Annotated in this window: 22 protein-coding genes; 8 read left to right on the top strand and 14 right to left on the bottom strand. The window is 69.6% G+C overall.

The genetic code is table 11. The features are described 5' to 3' along the window. Positions 1–34: 34 nt before the first annotated feature. The 3 genes from flhB to flhA are packed head-to-tail and all read right to left on the bottom strand — an operon-like array spanning position 35 to position 3,988. Entirely contained in the window at positions 35–1,114 is a 1,080-nt protein-coding gene (gene flhB / locus AZL_RS30720; RefSeq protein WP_012978264.1) for a flagellar biosynthesis protein FlhB, read from the bottom strand. A 3-nt stretch (positions 1,115–1,117) separates the two neighbouring features. After that, complete coding sequence (locus AZL_RS30715; RefSeq protein WP_042446572.1) at positions 1,118–1,876, bottom strand: flagellar biosynthetic protein FliR; 759 nt, start codon at positions 1,874–1,876, stop codon at positions 1,118–1,120. 18 nt (positions 1,877–1,894) lie between these two features. Then, entirely contained in the window at positions 1,895–3,988 is a 2,094-nt protein-coding gene (flhA, locus tag AZL_RS30710) for a flagellar biosynthesis protein FlhA (protein WP_012978262.1), read from the bottom strand. Positions 3,989–4,316: 328 nt separating this feature from the next. Here flhA and AZL_RS30705 point away from each other — a divergent pair, with 328 nt between their 5' ends. The 5 genes from AZL_RS30705 to AZL_RS30685 all read left to right on the top strand — a co-directional run bounded on the left by AZL_RS30705 (position 4,317) and on the right by AZL_RS30685 (position 9,614). Continuing rightward, positions 4,317–5,729: an MATE family efflux transporter gene (locus AZL_RS30705; protein WP_012978261.1), complete on the top strand. Its 1,413-nt coding sequence runs from the start codon at positions 4,317–4,319 to the stop codon at positions 5,727–5,729. 1 nt (position 5,730) lies between these two features. Beyond that, complete coding sequence (locus AZL_RS30700) at positions 5,731–6,699, top strand: ABC transporter substrate-binding protein (protein WP_012978260.1); 969 nt, start codon at positions 5,731–5,733, stop codon at positions 6,697–6,699. A gap of 5 nt (positions 6,700–6,704) precedes the next feature. Further along, on the top strand, positions 6,705–7,730 hold the full coding sequence (locus AZL_RS30695) for a FecCD family ABC transporter permease (RefSeq protein ID WP_012978259.1): 1,026 nt from the start codon (positions 6,705–6,707) through the stop codon (positions 7,728–7,730). 68 nt (positions 7,731–7,798) lie between these two features. Continuing rightward, positions 7,799–8,788, top strand: coding sequence for a FecCD family ABC transporter permease (locus AZL_RS30690; protein WP_012978258.1), 990 nt, complete (start codon positions 7,799–7,801; stop codon positions 8,786–8,788). A gap of 7 nt (positions 8,789–8,795) precedes the next feature. After that, positions 8,796–9,614, top strand: coding sequence for an ABC transporter ATP-binding protein (locus tag AZL_RS30685; protein ID WP_012978257.1), 819 nt, complete (start codon positions 8,796–8,798; stop codon positions 9,612–9,614). Between the two features lie 31 nt (positions 9,615–9,645). Here AZL_RS30685 and AZL_RS30680 read toward each other — a convergent pair whose 3' ends face one another. The 5 genes from AZL_RS30680 to AZL_RS30660 form a co-directional block, all read right to left on the bottom strand. Beyond that, positions 9,646–10,347, bottom strand: a complete 702-nt coding sequence (locus AZL_RS30680) for a transglycosylase (RefSeq protein WP_012978256.1) — start codon at positions 10,345–10,347, stop codon at positions 9,646–9,648. An 81-nt stretch (positions 10,348–10,428) separates the two neighbouring features. Further along, the gene (gene fliQ, locus AZL_RS30675; RefSeq protein WP_012978255.1) at positions 10,429–10,695 is read right to left on the bottom strand and encodes a flagellar biosynthesis protein FliQ; all 267 of its coding nucleotides are present in this window, start codon (positions 10,693–10,695) and stop codon (positions 10,429–10,431) included. Between the two features lie 38 nt (positions 10,696–10,733). Further along, complete coding sequence (locus AZL_RS30670; RefSeq protein ID WP_012978254.1) at positions 10,734–11,093, bottom strand: flagellar hook-basal body complex protein FliE; 360 nt, start codon at positions 11,091–11,093, stop codon at positions 10,734–10,736. An 11-nt stretch (positions 11,094–11,104) separates the two neighbouring features. Beyond that, entirely contained in the window at positions 11,105–11,524 is a 420-nt protein-coding gene (gene flgC / locus AZL_RS30665; RefSeq protein ID WP_012978253.1) for a flagellar basal body rod protein FlgC, read from the bottom strand. A gap of 15 nt (positions 11,525–11,539) precedes the next feature. Beyond that, on the bottom strand, positions 11,540–11,932 hold the full coding sequence (locus tag AZL_RS30660; RefSeq protein WP_012978252.1) for a flagellar basal body rod protein FlgG: 393 nt from the start codon (positions 11,930–11,932) through the stop codon (positions 11,540–11,542). Between the two features lie 126 nt (positions 11,933–12,058). Between AZL_RS30660 and fliI the strand changes: the two genes are divergently transcribed. Continuing rightward, positions 12,059–13,402 (top strand): flagellar protein export ATPase FliI, encoded by a 1,344-nt coding sequence (fliI, locus tag AZL_RS30655; protein WP_012978251.1) that lies wholly within the window; start codon positions 12,059–12,061, stop codon positions 13,400–13,402. Next, positions 13,399–14,025, top strand: a complete 627-nt coding sequence (locus AZL_RS30650) for a hypothetical protein (RefSeq protein ID WP_012978250.1) — start codon at positions 13,399–13,401, stop codon at positions 14,023–14,025. Before fliI ends, AZL_RS30650 begins: the two co-directional genes overlap by 4 nt. 23 nt (positions 14,026–14,048) lie before the next feature. On the opposite strand, the gene AZL_RS30645 is transcribed toward AZL_RS30650, so the two are convergent. Further along, entirely contained in the window at positions 14,049–15,458 is a 1,410-nt protein-coding gene (locus AZL_RS30645) for a PLP-dependent aminotransferase family protein (RefSeq protein ID WP_012978249.1), read from the bottom strand. 142 nt (positions 15,459–15,600) lie between these two features. On the opposite strand from AZL_RS30645, the gene AZL_RS30640 reads away from it, so the two are divergent. Next, positions 15,601–16,452, top strand: coding sequence for a DMT family transporter (locus AZL_RS30640; RefSeq protein ID WP_012978248.1), 852 nt, complete (start codon positions 15,601–15,603; stop codon positions 16,450–16,452). Between the two features lie 28 nt (positions 16,453–16,480). Here AZL_RS30640 and AZL_RS30635 read toward each other — a convergent pair whose 3' ends face one another. Genes AZL_RS30635 through AZL_RS30615 form a run of 5 tightly spaced genes read right to left on the bottom strand, consistent with a single transcriptional unit; the run spans position 16,481 to position 19,690 of the window. Then, on the bottom strand, positions 16,481–17,614 hold the full coding sequence (locus AZL_RS30635; protein WP_012978247.1) for a hypothetical protein: 1,134 nt from the start codon (positions 17,612–17,614) through the stop codon (positions 16,481–16,483). A gap of 38 nt (positions 17,615–17,652) precedes the next feature. Then, a complete protein-coding gene (locus tag AZL_RS30630) occupies positions 17,653–18,444 on the bottom strand; it encodes a DUF1217 domain-containing protein (protein WP_012978246.1) in 792 nt (263 codons plus the stop codon). Further along, positions 18,441–18,842, bottom strand: a complete 402-nt coding sequence (locus AZL_RS30625; protein WP_042446567.1) for a hypothetical protein — start codon at positions 18,840–18,842, stop codon at positions 18,441–18,443. The genes AZL_RS30630 and AZL_RS30625 overlap by 4 nt, the downstream gene beginning before the upstream one ends. Before the next feature lie 4 nt (positions 18,843–18,846). Continuing rightward, positions 18,847–19,302 carry a flagellar biosynthesis repressor FlbT gene (locus tag AZL_RS30620; protein WP_012978245.1) on the bottom strand — a complete coding sequence of 152 codons (456 nt, stop codon included), beginning with the start codon at positions 19,300–19,302 and terminating at the stop codon, positions 18,847–18,849. Beyond that, on the bottom strand, positions 19,292–19,690 hold the full coding sequence (locus AZL_RS30615; RefSeq protein WP_012978244.1) for a flagellar biosynthesis regulator FlaF: 399 nt from the start codon (positions 19,688–19,690) through the stop codon (positions 19,292–19,294). The genes AZL_RS30620 and AZL_RS30615 overlap by 11 nt, the downstream gene beginning before the upstream one ends. Between the last annotated feature and the right edge of the window lie 146 nt (positions 19,691–19,836).

Raw genomic sequence — 19,836 nt, 5'->3', positions numbered from 1 at the left:
TGGCACGCCCCCGGCGGGATGGCAAGGGGGTGGGTTACCGCCGCGCCAGGCCGCCCTTCAGCTTCAGCACATAGGTGATGACCTCCGCCACCGCCTGATAATGCTGGAGCGGGATGGCGGCATCGACCTCCGCCTGGGCGTGGAGGGCACGGGCCAGCGGCGGATTCTCGACGATGGGGATGCCATGCTCCTGGGCCAGCGCGCGGATGCGCAGCGCGATCAGGTCCGCCCCCTTGGCGAGGCAGATCGGGGCGGCGGTCCGTCCCCGCTCGTATTCCAATGCCACGGCGAAATGGGTGGGGTTGGTGATGACCACCGTGGCGCGCGGGACGTTCGCCATCATCCGCTTCTTCGAGCGCGAGCGGCGGATGTCGCGCAGACGGGCCTTGGCGTTGGGGTCGCCCTCGATCTGCTTGAACTCGTCCTTGATCTCCTGGGGACTCATGCGCAGGCGGCGGCGCCATTCCAGGCGGTTCCACAGCACATCCACCGCCGCCATCAGCACGGTCGCCAGCAGGACCGCCAGCAGCAGCCGCAAGGTCACGTCCCGCAGCAGGTTGGGCAATCCGGCGACGTCCATGCCCACTGTATCCTCCGTCCATGCGATGTAGGGCGCCAGCGCCCGCCAGGCGGCGGCGCTGATGATGGCGAGCTTGACCAGGCTCTTGGCGAATTCGACCAGCGCCGGCCGCCCGGCCATCCGCTTCCAGCCCGCGGCCGGCGACAAATGCGACCATTTCGGCCGGATGCGGTCGGATGCCACCACGAACGGCCCCTGCCCCAGCGCCGACACCACCGCCCCGACCAGCAGGATGCCCAGCACCGGCAGCAGGGCCACCGCGACGCCGCCGATCAGCCAAGCGAGGCTGTGGATGACGTCGATGGCGCCGCCGTCGATGCGGATGTCGTCGGGATTCTCGATCAGCGGCAGCAGCAGGGCCGACAGGTTCGAGGCGACTCCGGGGGCCGCCATCAGCACGATCATCCAGGCGGCGACCATCGCCGACAGCAGGCCGACGTCGCGGGCGCGCGGGACGTCGCCCTTCTCCGCCGCCTCGCGCAGGCGTTTCTCGGTCGGTTCCTCGGTCTTCTGCTCGTCGTCCTGCTCCGCCATGGCTCAGGAACCCGAAAGCCAGCCGCCGAGTGCCGCGACGAAGGCGGTCAGCATGGCGCCGGCGGTCGCCATGAACAGGCCGAGCCCCAGCATCAGCACGCCCGGCGTCGCGACGAAATAGACCGGCATCGCCGGCATCACCCGGTTGACCAGCCCCAGCGCCAGATTCATCACCAGCCCATAGAGGATGAAGGGCGCCGCCAGCCCGACGCCCAAGCGGAAGGTGGTCGCCAGCAGCTCGGCGAAACGCTGGGCGACCATACCCAAATCCGGAAACTCCGCCGCCGGCCAGGAGCCGTAGGAGCGCGCCAGCGCCCCGATCATCAGGTAATGCACGTCGGATGCGAACAGCAGCGCCAGCCCGCCGATCAGCAGCACGCCCGACAGCACCGACCCGCCCTCGAACCCCGCCGCCGCCATCGAGAAGGGGTTGCTCAGCCCCACCACCTGCGCCGCCAGGGCGCCGGTGGTCTGCAAGGCCGCCATGAACAGCCGGGCGCCGAGCCCGAGATAGGCGCCGACCAGCGTCTCCCCGGCCAGGATCCGCAACATCTCCACCGGCTGTTCCGGCATGCGGTCCGGCAGGCCGTCCACCCCCGGCAGCAGCACCAGCGTGACGATGATGGCCAGCGCCGCGCGCACCCGCATCGGCACCGCCGCCTCGCCGAAGCCGGGCAGCAGCCCGATGGCCGCCGCCACCCGCGCCAGCACGACGAAGCCGCGGTAGATCTCCAGGGTCAGGAACTGGCTCAGATCCCCCATCGCGCCATCCATCGGCGTCTAGACCTGATCGATGGTCTTGAGCGACGCCTTGCGGTGCAGCTCGGCATGGCTCAGCACCGGCGTCATCGGGCTGACCCGCTCCAGCAGGGAACGGACGAAGGGGCGCGCCTCCGCCCCCACCAGCAGGGCGGGCCATATCTGCGCGGTGGCGTGCTTCTGGATCTTCAGCCGCACGGCGGTCAGGAACTCCTGGACCAGGCTGGGCGGCATGACGAAACGGCGGTCGTCGCCCTCGACGACGATGTTGTCGAGCAGCGCCTGCTCCCAGCGCGGACTGAGCGCGATCACCGAGACGAAGCCGTCGGGTCCGGCCAGCCCCTGATGGATCTGCTGGCCCAGCCGCATCCGGACATGTTCGGTGATCAGGGTGATGTGGCGGGTCCAGCCGACCGCCTCGGCCACCGCCTCGACGATGGCCGGCAGGTTGCGGATCGACACCCGTTCGGAGAGAAGCTGCTGCAACACCCGCTGGAGCACCACCAGCGAGATCTGGCTCGGCACCATGTCGCTGATCAGCTTCTGGTATTCGCGGCCCAGCCCGTCGATCAGCTTCTGCAAGGCGGCGAAGGTCAGCAGGGTGGCGAGGTTGTCCTTGATGACCTCGGTCAGGTGGGTGGTGATGACGCTTTCCGGATCGACGACGGTGTAGCCCTTCGCCACCGCCTCCTCATGGCGGGCCGGGTCGATCCATTTGGCTTGCAGGCCGAAGGTCGGCTCGCGCGTCGCGTCCCCGGCGATGTCGGGAACGGCGCCGCCGGTCGGGTCGATGGCGAGCAGATGCTTCGGCCGCACCTCCCCCTTCGCCGCCTCCACCCCCATGATGCTGATGACATAGCTCTTGGGGGCCAAGAAGCTGGAATCCTTGATGCGGACCGAGGGCAGGACGAAGCCGAATTCGGTGGCGAAGCGCTTGCGCAAAGTCTTCACCTTGGTCGTCAGCGGGCCGTTCTTGTTGAGGATCAGCGGGACGAGGTGGTTGCCGACCTCCACCTTCACCTCGTCGACCTTCAGCATGTCCTCCACCGCCTCCTCGGGTGCGGCGGGGGGCGCCTTGCGGCTTTCCTCCAGCTTGGCGAGTGCGGCGGCGCGGGCCTTGCGGCGCGGCGCGTACCAGCCGAGAGCGGCGAAGGCGGCCCCCATGGCGAGGAAGGGCGCCATCGGCAGGCCGGGGGTGATCGCCAGCGCCACCAGCAGACCGGACGCCACCAGCAGCGCCTTGGGATAGGCGCCGAGCTGGTCGATCACCGCCTTTTCCGCCGAGCCGATGTTGCCGCCCTTGGTCACCAGCAGGCCGGCGGCCAGCGACACCACCAGCGCCGGGATCTGCGTCGCCAGCCCGTCGCCCACCGTCAGCGTGGTGTAGATGGACGCGGCATGCTCGAAGCTCATCCCCTTCTGGACGATGCCGATGGCCATGCCGCCCAGCACATTGATGACGGTGATGACCAGACCGGCCACCGCGTCGCCGCGCACGAATTTCGAGGCGCCGTCCATGGCGCCATAGAAGGTGCTCTCGTCCTCGAGCTCCTTGCGGCGGCGGCGCGCCTCGCTGTCGTCGATCATGCCGGCGGAAAGGTCGGCGTCGATCGCCATCTGCTTGCCGGGAATGGCGTCGAGCGTGAAGCGGGCGCCGACCTCGGCGATGCGGGTGGCGCCCTTGGTGATGACGACGAAGTTGATCACCACCAGGATGCAGAAGATCACCACGCCGATGACGAAGTTGCCGCCCATCACGAACTGGCTGAAGCCCTGGATCACATGGCCGGCGGCGGCCTGGCCGTTGTGCCCCTCGGCAAGGATCAGCCGGGTCGAGGCGATGTTCAGCGCCAGCCGCAGCATCGTCACCACCAGCAGCACGGTGGGGAAGGAGGAGAAGTCGAGCGGACGCGGGATCCACAGCGACACCATGAGCACCAGCACCGCGACCGAGAAGGACAGCGCCAGCCCGAGATCGAGGAACCAGGACGGCACCGGCAGGAACAGCACCGCCAGCACCAGCAGGATGCCGACCGCGAACAGCACGTCGCGGTTCGCCAGCCCGATGTCGCCGATCAGGCCGAACCGGCTGCGGACGTGATCCGTGAGGGTCATGGGGGTCCCGGCGGGTTTGTGGAGGAGGGATGGTCCGGCAACGATAGGGGGCCGCGGTAAAACCGGGATTTAAGGGCGGGGCGCTTCAAGCCGGCCGGCAAAGCCGGAATTTATGAAACTGATAATTAATCTCATTGACTCCCATTTTGCCCCTGCTGTAGATAGCCGCCGAGGTCGGGATGCAGAGAGCGCGTCCAATCCGGAATTGATCCTGGCGACACCACCCATCCGCTGACCGAGGGAATCCGGGCGAAAGAGGCCGGACACCGTCGGGACTCAATCCGTCCGGCCGCCTCAGGCGATACCGGGCTTCGGGCCTGATCGAACCATGAATACCCGTCTGCATCCCTACCGGGACATCATCGCGCTCTCGGCCCCGATCGCCGGAATCCAATTCGCCCAGGTCGCCCTGACCAGCACCGACCTGCTGATGATGGGGCTTCTCGGGGTCCAGGCGGTGGCCGCCGGCGGGCTGGCCATGCTGCTCTACAACCAGTTGCGCACCATGTCCGTCGGCATGGTGACGGGCGTCGGCAACCTCGTCGCCGGTGCCGTCGGGCGCGGGGAGAAGCGGAGCGGCGTCAAGGACCTCGACGACGACGCGAATGCCGAGGTCCGCGCCCTGCTGCGCGCCGCCCTGCTGGTCGCCACCCTGACCGCGACGGCGGCGGCCCTGCTGCTGGCGCTGGCCAGCCGGTTGCTGCCACTGCTCGGCCAGACGCCGGAGGTCGCAGCCCAGGCGCAGGGCATCATGCTGACGCTGGCCCCCGGCCTGCTGCCGATGCTGTGGCTGAACGTGCTGCGGCAATTCGCGGTCGGCATGCGCCGGGCCGGATCGCTGCTGCGGGTGACGCTGGTCTCCATCGCGGTCAACGCCCTGCTGAACGCGGTGTTCATCTATGGCTGGCTGGGGCTGCCGCGGCTCGGACTGGCCGGCGTCGGCCTGTCCACCACGCTGGTACAGCTCTGGACCTTCCTGGTCTATCTGCGCACGGTCGGGCGGGATCCGCTGCTGGGTCCGCTGCTGGCGCTCGACGCCTGGCGGGCCGATCGGGCGGCGGTGAGGACCATCGCCGGGATGGGAACCCCGATCGCCCTGACCTATGGGTCGGAGGCCGCCATCACCTCGATCGCCAGCCTGTTGATGGGCAGCTTCGGCGCGGTGGCGCTCGCCGCCTCCAACATCGTCAACCAGCTGGCCTACATCGTCTATCAGGTCAACATCGGCCTGTCGCAGGGCTCCTCCATCCTGGTCAGCCGCGCCATCGGCAAGGGGTTGGGCCATGAAGTGGCCGGCATCGCCCGCCGCGCCATGACCGTCGCCCTGTCGATCATGACGGCGGTCGGGCTGCTCTACGCGCTGGCTCCCTCGGCCGTGCTGCGTCCCTTCCTCGGCGGGCAGGCCGATCCCGCCGTGATCGCCACCGCGACCACCCTGCTGTGGTTCGCCATCGCGCATCAATATTTCAAGGGATCGCAGAATGTCTGCGTCGGGCTGCTGCGCGGCCTGGGCAACACCAGGGCCGGTCTGACCGGCACGCTGATCGGATATTGGCTGATCGGCATTCCCGCCATGGCGCTGTGCGCCTATCCGCTGGGGCTGGGCGGCCATGGCGTCTGGTTCGGCCTCTGCCTCGGCTTCGGCGCCACCAGCCTGCTGCTGTGGCGGCGCTTTCTCCTCGACCTTCGCCCCCTGACGGGCATCGCGACCCCGCCCCTCGTTTCAAAGGAAGCACGCTGAGATGACCCGGACCCTGCCGAAACTCCGCCTCGCCCTGGGAATGGTCGCCGCCCTGACCGCCGGATCAGCGCTTGCGCAGGATGCCGCGATCCGCGGCGTGGTCGATGACCGCGGCGTCACCGTCCAGGTTCCCGCCAGGCCACAGCGCATCGCCGCGGTCTCCTATCTCGGCGTCGATGTGGCGCTGGCGGTCGGGGTGATGCCGGTCGCCACCACCTACATGACCGCCGGGCGCGAGCCGGATTATCTGCTGGGCCTGACCGCCGGCATGAGGAAGATCGGGCAGCGGGCCAAGCCCAATCTGGAACTGCTGGCCGAGGCCAAACCCGACCTGATCGTCGCCATGCGGCGCTACACCCAGGGCAACGCCGGCCAGTTCGACAAGATCGCCCCCTACCTCGCCTACAACATGGAGCTGTACAGCGAGAGCTTCAAAGAGGTGGCGGATCTCGCCGCCCTGTTCGGCCAGCCGCAGCGCGGCGGGGAGCTGAACGACGCCTTCAGCAAGCGTCTGGAGGAGTATGCAGCCAAGGCGCCGAAAGACAGGCATCCGCGCTTCCAGATCATGTGGGCGGGAAACACCCCCTTCACCTTCCACACCGAGAACATGGCCGCCTGGATCGTCACCAAGCTCGGCGGCGAGAACATCGCCGGCCCGATGGTCCAGGGCGGCCGCTTCGGGCTGGAGATGAGCCTGGAGGCCATGCTGGAAAAGGATCCGGAGGTGATCTTCGTGTATGATTCCGGCCCGGAACGCCCGCACCAGTCCAACCCGATCTGGAACCGCCTGTCGGCGGTGAAGAATGGCCGGGTCCATTATGTCGGCGACGAGTGGGTGGAGCCGAACGGCCCGATCGCCCGCGAGCTGGTTCTGCGCGAGGCCGCCCATTTCCTCTATCCCGACCGCTTCCCGGCCATCGACGTCAAGGCGGAGGCGGCGACGCTGATCCCCGCCGCCGTCCAGAAGTAAGCGCGATGGCGAGCCGCCCGCCGTCCGTCCTGTCGTCGCCCGCCATGCTGACGGCCTTCCTGCTGCTGACGTCGGCGCTGCTCGGCGTCTGGGGGTTGCTGCTTGGCAGCCGGCCCCTGCGGCCCGACGCGCTGCTGCCGGTCCTGCTCCACCCGAACGACGCCATCGACTCCATCCTGGTGTGGACCCTGCGGCTGCCGCGCAGCCTGTGCGCCTTCGTCGGCGGGGTCGGGCTGGCGGTGTCCGGCCTGCTGCTGCAAATCCTGACGCGCAATCCGCTGGCCGGGCCGGGGCTGACCGGTGTCACCTCGGGTGCTGTGACCGCCATCCTGCTGTGCTTCGTGCTGCTGCCCGGCTTCTCCTCGGCCTATTACCCGCTGGTCGGGCTGGTGGGCGGGCTTTCCGCCGCCGCAGCGACCGCCTGGATCGCGCGGGGCGGCGGCGGGGGTGGCGGCCCGATGCGCCTGGCGCTGGGCGGCATCAGCGTGGCGCTGTTCCTGGGTGCCGTCACCACCTATCTGATCCTGCTCAGCGGCCCGCAATCGACCTCGCTGTTCTTCTGGCTGTCCGGCGGTTTCCAAGGCGGATCCTGGCCGCAGTTGCTGGCGATGACGCCCTGGGTCGCCATTGGGCTTGTCGGCGCGCTCGCCTGCCTGCGCGTCGTCGCCCTGTTCACGCTCAGCGAGCAGGCCGCCGCCGGGATGGGCCTGAACCTCGCCCTGTGGAAGCCGGTCCTGCTGCTGCTGGCGGTTCTGCCGGTCGCCGGGGTCGCCCCGGTCGCCGGGCATGTCGCCTTCGTCGGACTGGCGGCACCCCACATCGCCCGGCTGCTGAAGCCCCCCGGTCCCGGCTGGCTGATCGGGCTGACCGCCGCCCTGGGCGGCACCATGGTGGTGGCCGCCGATCTGGTGGCGCGCACCATCGTCCTGCCGCGGGAAATCCCGGTCAGCATCGTCGCGGCGCTGATCGGCGGACCGGTCTTCCTCCATCTGGTCCGCCGCCACCGCTTCTCCTCCGGGACCGGGGTCTGAGAATGGACGGCACCACGACCGCGCTCCACCGCTCCCCCTCCGCCCGCGCCGGCTCTGGGTGGCTGGTCATGGGCGGCTGCCTGCTGGCGGTCGCCCTGTCGCTGCCGCTGGCGGTCCTGCTGGGCGTCGCCGACATTCCGCTGTCCGACAGCCTCGCCACGCTGAGTGGCGGGGGCAGCGCCATGGCGCGCTCCATCCTGCTCGATTTCCGCCTGCCGCGCGTCGCCACCGGCGTCCTTGCCGGAATCAATTTCGCCGTCGCCGGCCTGCTGCTGCAACGGATCACCCGCAATCCGCTGGCCGATCCGTCGATCCTGGGCATTTCGCAGGGGGCCACCCTGGCGGTGGCGGTCTTCCTGCTGGCCAGCGTCTACAGCCATGCGCCGGGCGGCAACACCCTGCCGGAACTGCCGGTCGCCTGGCTGCCGGCGGTCGGCATGCTGGGCGGGCTGGGGGCCGCGGCGCTGGTCCATCTTCTGGCGCTGCGCCATGATCTCGGCCCGATGCGCATCACCCTGTGCGGGGTCGCCATCGGCGCGCTGCTGCACGCGCTGGCGATGGGCATCATCGCCGGCTGGGGCTCCACCCGGATCGAAATCCTGCTGGAATGGCTGGCGGGCAGCCTCTATGCCCGCAGTTGGGAGCATGCCGCCTTCCTCACCCCCTTCACGCTGGCCGGGCTGGCGTTGCTGCCGGCGATCCTGCGCCCGCTCGACCTGTTGAGCCTCGACGCCGCCGTCGCCCAATCCTTCGGTCTGTCCTACCGTCGGCACTTCACGCTGGTTCTTTGCCTGGCCTGCGGCCTTGCCGCCAGCGCGGTGGGGGCGGTCGGGCCGATCGCCTTCGTCGGGTTGCTGACGCCGCATCTGGCCCGCCATATGGTGGGGCGGCGGCAGCGGCTTCTACTGCCGGTGACGATCCTGCTGGGGGCGGTGGTGGTCACCGCCGGGGATCTGGCCGGACGGCTGGTCGGTGGTCCCGACGAGATTCCCATCGGCGTGGTCACCGCCCTGCTGGGCGTTCCCGTCCTGATCGTCCTGCTTCGGAAAACTCCCTGAGGGTGCCATGCCGGTTCTCTGTTCCGACCTGTCCGTCGTCTATGGCAACCGCCGGGCGCTGACGGATTTCCGCCTGTCGCTGCGGCCCGGCGAGATCCGCGGCCTGATCGGACCGAACGGCTCGGGCAAAAGCACGGCGCTGCAAAGCATCGCCGGACTGATCCGCCCGACCGCCGGGCGGGTGGAGATCGATGGACGACCCATCCACGCCCTGCCCCGCCGCGCGCTGGCCCGGAGGCTGGCCTATCTGCCGCAGCAGCCCGCCGCACCGGAGGACATGACCGTCGGGCAACTGGTCCGCCAGGGCCGCTTCGCCCATGTCGGGCTGTTCCGCCGCTACGCCCCCGAGGATGAGGAGGCGATCGGCTGGGCGCTGGGCAGCACCGGCCTGACCGCGCTGGCGGATCGCGGCCTGCGCGAGCTGTCGGGCGGCGAGCGCCAGCGCGCCTGGATCGCGGCGGCGCTGGCCCAGCAGGCCCGGGTCCTGCTGCTGGACGAGCCGACCTCCTTCCTCGACATCGGCCATCAGGTCGAGGTGCTCGACCTCGTCCACCGGCTGAGCCGGGAGCGCGGCGTCGCCATCGTCATGGCGATCCACGACATCAATCAGGCGATGGCGGTGTGCGACGCGATTTCCCTGCTGCGGCAGGGGACGCTGATGTTCGACGGTCCGCCCGCGGCGCTCGCCGCCAGCGGTCTGATCGAAACAGTGTTCCGGGTGCGGGGGCGTTTCATCGAGGTCGCCGGCGGCGGCGCCCCGCATTTCGACGTGAGCCTCGCCCAGCACCGCGCCCACCATCACGGGGCCGGGCCCCCGACTGTTTGAGCGGAGCGGTCAGAACTTTTCTGACCGCGTATCAGTTCTGCCCCACCGGCAGCAGCGGCCGGGCCGGACCGTCGGCGAACAGGCCGGACAGGAAGCTCAGCCGCCCGCGTTCCGCCGCACTCCATACCGGAGCGGCGTTGCCCGGCCCCGCCGCCAGCGTCTCCAGATAGCCGAGCGCGCCGGCGACCCAGCGCAGGTTGCCGACCACCCGCTGGCGATAGGCCTCGCCGCGCTCGGACTGGGCGGAGTGGTAGCGGGCGATGGCGGTCTCCAGCGATCCATGGTCGCGCCGCAGGACCGACAGGAAGGACGCGGCATAGCGGGCGTTGGCGACCGGATCGAAGGCGGTGGCGAGGTCGGGAAAGGCGTCGGGGTGCCAGCGCAGATTGACCTGGAGACAGCCGACGTCGATGGACTGGACGCCGCGCGCCTGGGTCTCGCGCACGAAGGCGATGGCGTCGTCGCGCGTCGGGAAATAATGGGATTGCCCTTCGGTGTTGACCGTCCAGGGCCAGGCGGTGAACAGCCGGTCCTCCGTCCGCCGCCCGGATTCGGTGAAGCCCATCGCCAGCAGCAGATGGTCGGAGATGCCGGCCGCCTTCTCCGCGTCGAGGATGGCGGCGATGCATTGCGCTTCCGCCGGCAACGCCTTGCGCGCGGGCTGGGGCGGGGCCTTGGGGGCGGCGTAGAGCGCCGTGCTCCAGACGCCGATCTGGGAACCTCCGGCCGCCATGGCGCCGGCCGGACCCGCGAGCAGCCCAACGAGAAGAGGGAGCGTTCGCGACAGGGGGGGCCGGATCGCCAAGGGAGCGCGTCAGTCGATGGCGACGATCAGGTCGCTGAGACGGTCGGCGTAGGTGGCGAGCGCGCCATACATGAAGGGCAGCGCCAGCACCGTCACCACCAGGATCGCGACGATCTTCGGCACGAAGGTCAGCGTCATCTCCTGCACCTGGGTCAGCGCCTGCACCAGCGAGATGCCGACACCCACCACCACCGCGACGATCAGCGGCGGGGCGGCGACCAGCAGCGTCGTCCAGATGCCGCCGCGCAGCACTTCCAGCACATCGGCCTGGTTCATGGAGCGGGGTTCCTCCTTAAGCCCTTATGCGCACCCGCTCACACCGCGATGCGCATGATTTCCTGATAGGCCTGGACCATCTTGTCGCGGATGGCGACGACGCTCTGCACCGTCATCTCGGCGGCGAGGACGGAGCGCACCACATCCTGGGCGCTGGCCTTGCCCGACACGGCGGCGAGCGACACGCGTTCGCTCTCCTTCAGCGTATCGACCGCCTGGGAGATCGACTTGTCGAGGAAGCCGCCGAAGTCGCTCTCAGCGCCGGCCGCCACCGCGTCGGTCCGCCCGGCGGCGGAGAGCGGCGAGGTCGCCGCCTGGGCCTCGGCGACGCCGCTGGCGATGGGGCTGCGGTTGGCGGCATAGGCGGCGGCGACGCGGCCGACGGACATCTCGATCATGGAACGGCTCCTCAGCTGCGCAGCAGGTCGACGACGCGGGTCATCATCGCGCGGGATTGTTCGATGACGTTCATGCTGGCCTCGAAGGCGCGGCCGGCCTCGCGCATGTCCATCATCTCGACCAGTGGCTGGACGTTCGGCTTCTTGACATAGCCCTTGTCATCGGCCGCCGGGTGGGAGGGGTCGTAGGCCAGCTGGAAGTCGCTGCGGTCGCGGCCGATCTGCTTGACCCGCACCAGCTCCGCCCCGACGCCGCGGTCCATCACGCTGTCGAAGGACACCGTCTTGCGGCGGTAGGGGTCGCCACCCTTGGCGGTGGCGGTGCTGTCGGCATTGGCGAGGTTTTCCGCCACCACCCGCAGGCGGGTCGATTGCGCCTGAAGCCCGGCTCCGGCGATCTTCAGCGTGGCGCCGAGGACATCGTTCATCATGGCTGGTCTCCGTCCTTAACCATTCTTCCAGGCCATGCGCAGCATCTGCACATTGCGCTGGAACAGGCTGGTGGTCAGCGCGAAGGCGTCGCGGGTCTCGCCGCCCTTGATCATCTCCTGCTCCAGCGACACCGCGTTGCCCGACGGCGTCGATTCCCACAGGGCGGCCTTGCCCTCCTCGCGGAAACCGGCGGTCGAGCGGCTGCTCGCCAGATGCAGGCCGGAGGTGCGGGCGGCCTCCACCGGGCGGATGCCGTCCATCAGGCTGTCGAAGGATTTCAGGTCGCGCGCCTGGTAGTCGGGCGTGTTGGCGTTCACGACATTCTCGGCGATCAGCTTCTGCCGCTGCGCCAGATAGTCCAGGCGCGTTCCGGCAAGCTGAAAGAACCCGATTTTGCTCAAATCCATTGCGGCCTCGTTCCACCAAATTCCCGCAGGACACAGGACGGGACGATGAGGCGGGCCGTTTAAAACCGGATTTAAATTCCCTGCTCTAGGCTGTCTTCATCGATGGGCATGAGGGAGACGACGCCGATGCCGGCACTCGCCACACTGGCGGCCGAACTCGACCGGCTGCCGACGCGCCAGTGGCGCGGGGAAGTCCGCTCCGCCGCCGGCATGACGCTGGAGGTGGACGGGCTGCAACGCGTGCTGTCGGTCGGCGACAAATGCCATGCGGAGACGCTGCGCGGCGGCCGCGTGCTGTGCGAGACCATCGGCTTCCGCAACGGCCGCTCGCTGCTGATGGCCTTCGACAGTCTCGACGGCGTGGCGGAGGGCTGCGCCGCCGTCACCGACGACAGCGCCTTCACGCTCAGGCCCGGTCAGGGCTGGCTCGGCCGGGTGGTGAACGCGCTGGGCGAGCCGATCGACGGCAAGGGTCCGTTGGCGAATGGCGAGCATCCACGGGCCTTGCGCCAGCCGCCGCCGGCCGCCTGCGCCCGGCGCCGGGTGGGCCGGCGGATCGACAGCGGCATCCGGGTGATCGACGGTTTCGTACCGCTCTGCCGCGGCCAGCGGCTGGGCGTCTTCGCCGGGTCGGGGGTCGGCAAATCGACCCTGCTGGCGATGGTCGCCCGCCATGCCGAGGCCGACACCATCGTCATCGGCCTGATCGGCGAGCGCGGGCGCGAAGTGCGCGAATTCATCCAGGACGATCTGGGACCGGAGGGGTTGGCGCGCTCCGTCGTCATCGTCGCCACCTCGGACGAGCCGCCGCTGATGCGCCGGCAGGCGGCGCTCCTCACCATGACGGTGGCCGAGGAGATGCGCGATCAGGGTAAACATGTCCTCTGCCTGATGGACAGCGTCACCCGCTTCGCCATGGCCCAGCGCGAGATCGGGCTGGCCGCCGGCGAGCCGCCGACCGCCAAGAGCTATCCGCCCAGCGTCTTCGCCGAGCTGCCCCGCCTGCTGGAGCGCGCCGGACCTGGTCCGGAAGGTGTTGGAGAGGGTGACATCACCGCCATCTTCACCGTCCTGGTCGATGGCGACGACCATGACGAACCGATCGCCGACGCGGTGCGCGGCATCCTCGACGGGCATCTGGTGCTCGACCGCGGGATCGCCGAGCAGGGGCGCTATCCCGCCGTCAACCTGCTGCGCAGCGTGTCGCGCAGCCTGCCCGGCTGCCATGGGGTGGAAGAGAACCGCATCGTCGGCCGCACCCGCGCGCTGGCCGCCACCTATGACGGCATGAAGGAGATGATCCGGCTCGGCGCCTACAAGCGCGGCACCGATCCGGAGACCGACGCCGCCATCGACCTGCACCCGCGGTTGGAGGAGTTCCTGCGCCAGGGCAAGGACGATCCCTCCCCCTCCGCCGACAGCTTCACGCGGCTGGAGTCGCTGCTCGCCGCCATCGGAGATCCTGCATGAGCGTCAATTCCCCAGCCATCGACAAACGGCTGGCCGCCCAGGCCGTCACCCCGCCGACCACCCAGCGCAAACCGCCCGCCGAGCCGGAGGAAACGCTGGCTGACAGGATGAGCGTCGGCTTCGACGACCTGATCGACGTGGTCAACCCGCTCCAGCAATTGCCGGTGGTCGGATCGGTCTATCGCGAGGCGACGGGGGAGACCATCTCGATTCCCGCCCGGCTGGCCGGCGGTTTCCTGTTCGGCGGCCTGCCCGGCCTGATCGGCAGCGCCGCCATGGTCGCCTTCGAGGAGATCACCGGCGACACCGTGCTGGGCCATATCGGCAGCCTGCTGGAGGAGGGCGACGACGCCAAAGGAACGGCGATGGCGGACGGCTCGGCAACGCCAGCGCTGCCCTGGATGGCCGGCGGCGGAGACGGCGCCGATCCGTCCCCGCCCTCCCCCCAGGCGCTGGCGGAGGCGCTGCGCCGCAAGGCCGCTCCGGTGGCGGAGAGGGCGGCGGCGGCACCCGTCACCGCGACGGCGGGCGAACAGCCGGCGCCGCAGCTGCTGGCGAAGCTCTACAGCCTGGAGGCGACGGCCAAGGCCGGCGCCGCGGGGACGGTGCGCAAGGCGGGATGAGGCGGCACGCACCCGAAACCACCTTATGCCGTGGTCGGGAGCGACCGGCGCAGCAGGTCGATGACACGCGGATCGCCCGATTGCGTCACGTTGAAGCGCAGGAAGTTCCCGGCGCTGCGGGACAGGCTGAACACGTTGCCGGGCGCCAGCACGATGTCCTCCGCCACGGCGGCACGGGCGAGGTCGGCGGAATCCACCCCGTCCGGCAGGCGGCACCAGAGATAGAAGCCGCCCCGCGGCATCAGCCAGGGCTGGATCCCGAGCGGCGCCAGACGGTTCGCCGTCTCCCGCCGTGCCCGCTCCAGACGGTGGCGCAGTCCGGCCATATGCCGGCGATAGGCCCCTTCCGCCAGCACGCCGGCAATCAGTTCGGCCGCCAGCGGACTGGGCCCGCCGAAGCCGATGGCGACCTGGAGATCAAGCAACGCCTCGATCCAGTCGGCCCTTGCCGCGATGTAGCCGCAGCGGACCGAGGCGGACAGCGTCTTGGAAAAGCTGCCGATGCGGACCACCCGGTCAAAGCCGTCGAGCACGGCTAGGCACGGCGACGGCTCCGGTTCGAAATCGGCGAAGATATCATCCTCGACGATGATCAGGTCATGGGCCGCCGCGAGGCTGAGGACCCGGTGCGCGGTCTGCGGCGACAGGCTGGCCCCGGTCGGGTTGTGCAGGGCGGAATTGGTCAGGTAGAGGCGTGGCCGCTCCGCCGCCAGCACCGCGGCGAAGGCCGCCGGATCGGGACCGGACGGCGTGTAGGGCACGCCGACGACCCGCACCCGATGGACCCGCAGCAGGGCCTGGAAATTGAAATAGCAGGGATCGTCGATCAGCACGGTGTCGCCCGGCCGCAGCAGCAGGCGGCAGACCAGATCGGCCGACTGCGTTCCCGATCCGGTCAGCAGCAGGTGATCGGGCGACGCCTCGATCCCCTCCTCGGCGAAGCGGCCGAGCAGCAGGCGGCACAATGCAGGCGAGCCACGGGTACCGCCATAATCGACGAGCAGGGCATCGGCGGCGCGGGCCAGCGACCGCAAGCCACGGCGCAGGGCCGGAACCGGCATCCAATCCTCCGGCAGCCAGCCGCAGCCCGGCTTCAAAACGGACGCGGCGGCGTCGAGCGACTGGCGCGACACCCAGAAGGGGTCGATCGCCCGGTCGCGCTGCGGCCCGGCCGGAACCAGTGCCGCAGCCGGCAGGCCGCCGCCGACCGCGTAGAAGCCCGATCCCCGCCGGGCCCGGATCAGCCCCTCGGCGGCAAGGCGGTCATAGGCCTCCACCACCGTGGATGGCGACACCCCCATGGTTCCAGCCAGGCGGCGGATCGACGGCAGGCGGTCGCCGGGGGCCAGGGCGCCGGCCGCCATCTTCGCCCGGATGGCCGCCATCACCGCACCGGTGCGCGTCGCCCCGCCATCCCTCCCGCCGGTCTCCATGCCCTGCCCCCAATCCGTATTGGTCATCGTTACCATACAGTTTGGCCGGATTGTATTGGACTGTCCCTGTCGGCCGCGGCCGACGTTCCTTAGGATCGCGGCACCAGCGGACGGTAAAACAGACAGGAACGGGAAGACGGGAATGGGACGGGGCTTTGGAAGCGGACTGCTCGGCGTGATCATCTTCAGCGGGTCGCTGCCGGCGACGCGGGTCGCCGTCGGCGGATTCGCCCCGCTGTTCCTGACCTCGGCCCGCGCCCTGATCGCCGCCCTGCTCGGCGCGGCCCTTCTGTGGGCCCTGCGCCAAAGCAGGCCGGCGCGCGCCGATCTCCGCCCGCTCGCCATCGTGGCGCTGGGGGTGGTGGTCGGCTTTCCGCTGCTGACGGCGCTGGCGCTGCGTCATGTCACCTCGGCGCATTCCATGGTCTTCATCGGACTGCTGCCGCTGTCCACCGCGATCTTCGCGGTGCTGCGCGGCGGTGAAAGGCCGAAGCCTGCCTTCTGGCTGTTCTCCGGTCTGGGGGCGGCCTGCATCGGCGGTTTCGCGCTGTTGAACGGCGGCGGCGGGACTCTGGCCGGCGACCTGCTGATGCTGGCGGCGATCCTGCTCTGCGGCCTCGGCTATGCCGAGGGGGCGGCATTGTCGCGCCGGCTCGGCGGCTGGCAGGTGATCTCCTGGGCCCTGCTGCTGGCGCTGCCGCCAATGGCCGGGGTAGCGCTGATGACGATGCCCGCCGACTGGAGCGGCATCGACGGAACGGCCTGGATGGGGCTGGCCTATGTGTCGGTCTTCAGCATGCTGGTCGGCTTCATCTTCTGGTATCGCGGGCTGGCCCTGGGCGGCATCGCCGGGGTCGGACAATTGCAACTGCTGCAACCCTTCTTCGGACTGGCGCTGGCCGGGCTGCTGCTGAACGAGCCGGTGGCCTGGACGATGGTGGCCGCCGCCGGCATCGTCGTGCTGTGCGTCGCCGGGGCGAGGCGCTTCGCCTGAGTTGCCCGGCACGCTCTCAAGCTGCTCCTCACAGACCCATATTGTTGCGGGACGCCTGCTCGATGGTCTTGATGTGGGCGAGGCCGGGCAGGATCTCCGAACGGATGAATTCCAGCCGGCGCACCGGGCCGCCGCCGCGGGCGAAGCGGTGCTTCCACAGATTCATCTTCACCGCCAGACCGCACAGCACCCCGCCGATGGTCAGGTGATGGGTGACGATCAGGTCGCGGATGCTGCGGAAGCTCTCCGGGTTGATGTCGCGCCAGAAATCGCGGGAACGGTTGTCGAAGCTCTCGAAGCGGCCGGTGATCGAGGTGGCGATGTCGGTCAGGTCATGGCCGATCTCGTCCAGCATGCGGCGCTGGCGGGCGTCACGGCGCACCTCGCTGACCTGGAACAGCTCCGCCATCCAGCCGAGGAAGCCCTGCACGTCCGGCACGATGTCGTCCAGGCAGCGCTTGAAATAGGCCAGGGACAGGAAGATGTCGGCATATTCCTCCAGGAAGGCCGGGATCTCCTGCAAGGGAATGTCGAGCCGGTCGGCGGTCAGTTGCAGCCGGCGCCGCGCCTCCTCCACGTCGGGCTGGGCGAACAGGCGCACCAGATCGTCCATGCTGGCGATGTCCGCCCCCTGCCCGCCATAGACATGCTCGACCAGAGGGCGGGTGAAGACGCGCATGTAGCTGGTCAGCTCCGCCCGCTTGGCCGCCGACAGGCGCAGGGCGCCCGCCTCCTCGACATCGATGTTCAGGCGGCGCAGCTCCAGCCGCAGGCTGTAGACGTCGAAGCTGGCGGCCTCGCCGATCCGCAAGATCTTGCGCAGGTCGCGGCGGAAGCCCGGCCCATCGGCGGAAAAGCATTTCGGCAGCTGGTTGAGGCCGATCTGGCCGCTGCCGGTCTGGGCGTCGTTGAACAGCTCCGCCACCGTTTGCAGCCGGACATTCTTGATCAGCCGGGCGCGGCGCAGTCCCGGCGTTTCCAGCGGCAGGATCGACAGGGGCAGGATATGCAGCGCGTCGCGCCCATCCTCCTCCTCCATCGGCAGGAGACGGGCGAGGTGGACCGCGGCGGCGCCGGTGGTGGCCGGCGGCCGGATGCGGTCGCGCGGCCTGCGGTCCTGTGGAGGGGGGGAATCCGGCGGGGTGCCGGCTGGGGGCTGCACGGCGGCACTCCTCCCGCTAGGCCGAGCCCCGCGGCCGATCAGAAGCGCGGGAATCGCATCAGCGTCATGGTGATGGATGGATCGATGGAGATGATCGACGCCCGCCCACGGCGGGAGACCGGGCCGATCGACGGGATGGCCGCGGCCGCGGCGGCATCGCCATTCCGCATGTCGTACATCGCGGCGAAGCGGTCGAGCAGCTTGGCGACCTTGTCCGGCTTCTTCAGGTCGGCGATGTCCATCCGCTTTTCCAACAGGGCCTTCTGCTTGTCGACATCCAGAAGCGCCGTCTGCTCCGGCAGCCCCAGCGCGGTGTAGACCACCTTGCGCAGGGCGTTGTCGGCCATCACCTGATACCAGTTGGAGATGTTGGCCGACCGCCTCTGGAAATAAAGGCCGAGGCGCACCGCCGGGTTCCTGTCCTCCGATTCGACCTCCAGCGTCACCGCGACGTAGCGGTCGATGATGGCCTGGACGACCGCCGGCTTCTTCAGATTGTCGCCCTGGTTCTCGGCAAAGCCCAGGATGGTGGCCATTTCCCGGAACTTGCTGTCGCTCATCCGGTTGGCGGTGGAGGATTTGTCGCCCACCCCCTCCTCCAGCACCTTGCGGATCAGGCCGCGCGACCTGGCCTGGCTGCCGAGGTCGAAGGCGTCGAGGACGAAGCGGTAGAGCTTGTCGTCCTTCATGAAATCCTCGGTGCTGGTGATCTTACCGATATTGTCCTGGAAGTAGGAGATGGCGCGCTGCACCGCCGGCCGGCTGCGCACCGCCTGGTCATAGCGGTCATGATTCTTGTTGGCGACCCGCAGATCGACGAGCGTCGTCATGCCTTCACCTCACCGCCCTTCACCACACCGCCTGTCCCGTCCGTCCCCTTGCCCTCGGGCGGGATGGCGGGGTTCTCGTCCACGGCGTCGGTTTCGGCGCCATAACCGGCGGGGATGCGCATGATGACCTCGCCCGTCGCGGTGTCGAGCACCTCGGTGTAGAGCCGGCAGCTGCCTGGGGCGAGATTGACGCGGTAGGGCTGGGAGGCGTGCTTCGCCTCCGTCTCGGCGGCGTCGGTCTTGGCGGTCCGCTCCACCACCTCCGTCGGTTTGGTGGTTTCGGCCTGGGCGGCGCGAAGACGGTCGGCCTGACGCTGGCGCGCCTCGGCGATGATGTCGGCGCTGGCGGTGGAGCGCTCGCCGGTCGGACCGGTCACGCCGGTGACGGGAGTGGGCATGGCGTCACCCTCCCGCGTGGTGGCCGATGCCGTCGCTGGAGCGGGCCGCAGCCGCCGCAGGAGCCGGGGACACCGCCGACAGCAGCGTGCCCTCATACTCCATCACCGGACGCAGGGCGGACAGCGCCTTGTAATAGTCGCGTTCGCCGATATGGCCCATGGCGCGGGCGATGCGGTCCTGGATGTCGGGCCGGTTGAAGGTGGTGTAGAGCTGGGCCATCATCTCCGCGACCGTGCCGCCGCCGCCGGCGGCGACGGCCGGGTCGAGCAGCATGCTCTGGATCAGGAAATAGGCGCGGCGCACCGGGGTGACCGCGTCCTCCTCCTGGAGGATGTCGCTGCCACGGATGATCTGGGCGAAATTGGAGATCGTCAGGGTGTAGCGGCGGTTCTCGTTCTGGACGACGCAGCCGTTGATCACCACCCGCTCGCACGGCTTCAGGCGCAGCTTAAGTGCCATAGGACAGCTCCTCCGTCACCAGCTCGCGCGCCGCCGGTGCGGCCGGGCCTTGAAGCCCCTGCATCACCGACCGGTTGATGTGCAGCAGCAGGTCGATGCCGCCCTCGCCGCGCAGCACCCGCTGGGTGTTGCGGTTCACCGCGAAGGACAGCGAGACCAGGCCGGCGCGCAACGCCTCCGGCAGGGCGTTGCCGTCCTCCAGCAGGTCGGCGCGCAGGGCGTTCCACAGCTCCAGGTTCCGCCACAGCGCGTCCTTCAGCGCGGCGGAGCGCCAGTCGGCGTCGCGGTTCTGCTCCAGCGCCAGGGTGATGCGCAGGAACACCCGGTATTCGATCTTTCGCGGATCGTCGCACTCGGCAATGGTCTGGTGATAGGCGGCGATGCTCATGGGCGCACCCCTGCGATGGGTCTTGAAGACGGAGGATGGGCCGGCGCCGGGCCGGCGATCCGTCGGCGATGCCCGCTCCGGCCGGCGCGAACGGGCGTGACCGGAGCGGGCATGGCCGACGGGGCGGCGCCACCGTCCGGGAGGGG

Origin of the sequence: Azospirillum sp. B510, from assembly GCF_000010725.1 — a bacterium.
Classification (GTDB): Bacteria; Pseudomonadota; Alphaproteobacteria; order Azospirillales; family Azospirillaceae; genus Azospirillum; species Azospirillum lipoferum_B.
The sequence above is the reverse complement of the archived record's forward strand: the minus strand, read 5'-3'. Positions and strand labels throughout refer to the sequence as shown.

Coding starts and splice junctions, on each gene's coding strand:
- flhB (WP_012978264.1), bottom strand. CDS start 1,114: ATGGCGGAGCAGGACGACGAGCAGAAGACCGAGGAACCGACCGAGAAA.
- AZL_RS30715 (WP_042446572.1), bottom strand. CDS start 1,876: ATGGGGGATCTGAGCCAGTTCCTGACCCTGGAGATCTACCGCGGCTTC.
- flhA (WP_012978262.1), bottom strand. CDS start 3,988: ATGACCCTCACGGATCACGTCCGCAGCCGGTTCGGCCTGATCGGCGAC.
- AZL_RS30705 (WP_012978261.1), top strand. CDS start 4,317: ATGAATACCCGTCTGCATCCCTACCGGGACATCATCGCGCTCTCGGCC.
- AZL_RS30700 (WP_012978260.1), top strand. CDS start 5,731: ATGACCCGGACCCTGCCGAAACTCCGCCTCGCCCTGGGAATGGTCGCC.
- AZL_RS30695 (WP_012978259.1), top strand. CDS start 6,705: ATGGCGAGCCGCCCGCCGTCCGTCCTGTCGTCGCCCGCCATGCTGACG.
- AZL_RS30690 (WP_012978258.1), top strand. CDS start 7,799: ATGGGCGGCTGCCTGCTGGCGGTCGCCCTGTCGCTGCCGCTGGCGGTC.
- AZL_RS30685 (WP_012978257.1), top strand. CDS start 8,796: ATGCCGGTTCTCTGTTCCGACCTGTCCGTCGTCTATGGCAACCGCCGG.
- AZL_RS30680 (WP_012978256.1), bottom strand. CDS start 10,347: ATGGCGGCCGGAGGTTCCCAGATCGGCGTCTGGAGCACGGCGCTCTAC.
- fliQ (WP_012978255.1), bottom strand. CDS start 10,695: ATGAACCAGGCCGATGTGCTGGAAGTGCTGCGCGGCGGCATCTGGACG.
- AZL_RS30670 (WP_012978254.1), bottom strand. CDS start 11,093: ATGATCGAGATGTCCGTCGGCCGCGTCGCCGCCGCCTATGCCGCCAAC.
- flgC (WP_012978253.1), bottom strand. CDS start 11,524: ATGATGAACGATGTCCTCGGCGCCACGCTGAAGATCGCCGGAGCCGGG.
- AZL_RS30660 (WP_012978252.1), bottom strand. CDS start 11,932: ATGGATTTGAGCAAAATCGGGTTCTTTCAGCTTGCCGGAACGCGCCTG.
- fliI (WP_012978251.1), top strand. CDS start 12,059: ATGCCGGCACTCGCCACACTGGCGGCCGAACTCGACCGGCTGCCGACG.
- AZL_RS30650 (WP_012978250.1), top strand. CDS start 13,399: ATGAGCGTCAATTCCCCAGCCATCGACAAACGGCTGGCCGCCCAGGCC.
- AZL_RS30645 (WP_012978249.1), bottom strand. CDS start 15,458: ATGGAGACCGGCGGGAGGGATGGCGGGGCGACGCGCACCGGTGCGGTG.
- AZL_RS30640 (WP_012978248.1), top strand. CDS start 15,601: ATGGGACGGGGCTTTGGAAGCGGACTGCTCGGCGTGATCATCTTCAGC.
- AZL_RS30630 (WP_012978246.1), bottom strand. CDS start 18,444: ATGACGACGCTCGTCGATCTGCGGGTCGCCAACAAGAATCATGACCGC.
- AZL_RS30625 (WP_042446567.1), bottom strand. CDS start 18,842: ATGCCCACTCCCGTCACCGGCGTGACCGGTCCGACCGGCGAGCGCTCC.
- AZL_RS30620 (WP_012978245.1), bottom strand. CDS start 19,302: ATGGCACTTAAGCTGCGCCTGAAGCCGTGCGAGCGGGTGGTGATCAAC.
- AZL_RS30615 (WP_012978244.1), bottom strand. CDS start 19,690: ATGAGCATCGCCGCCTATCACCAGACCATTGCCGAGTGCGACGATCCG.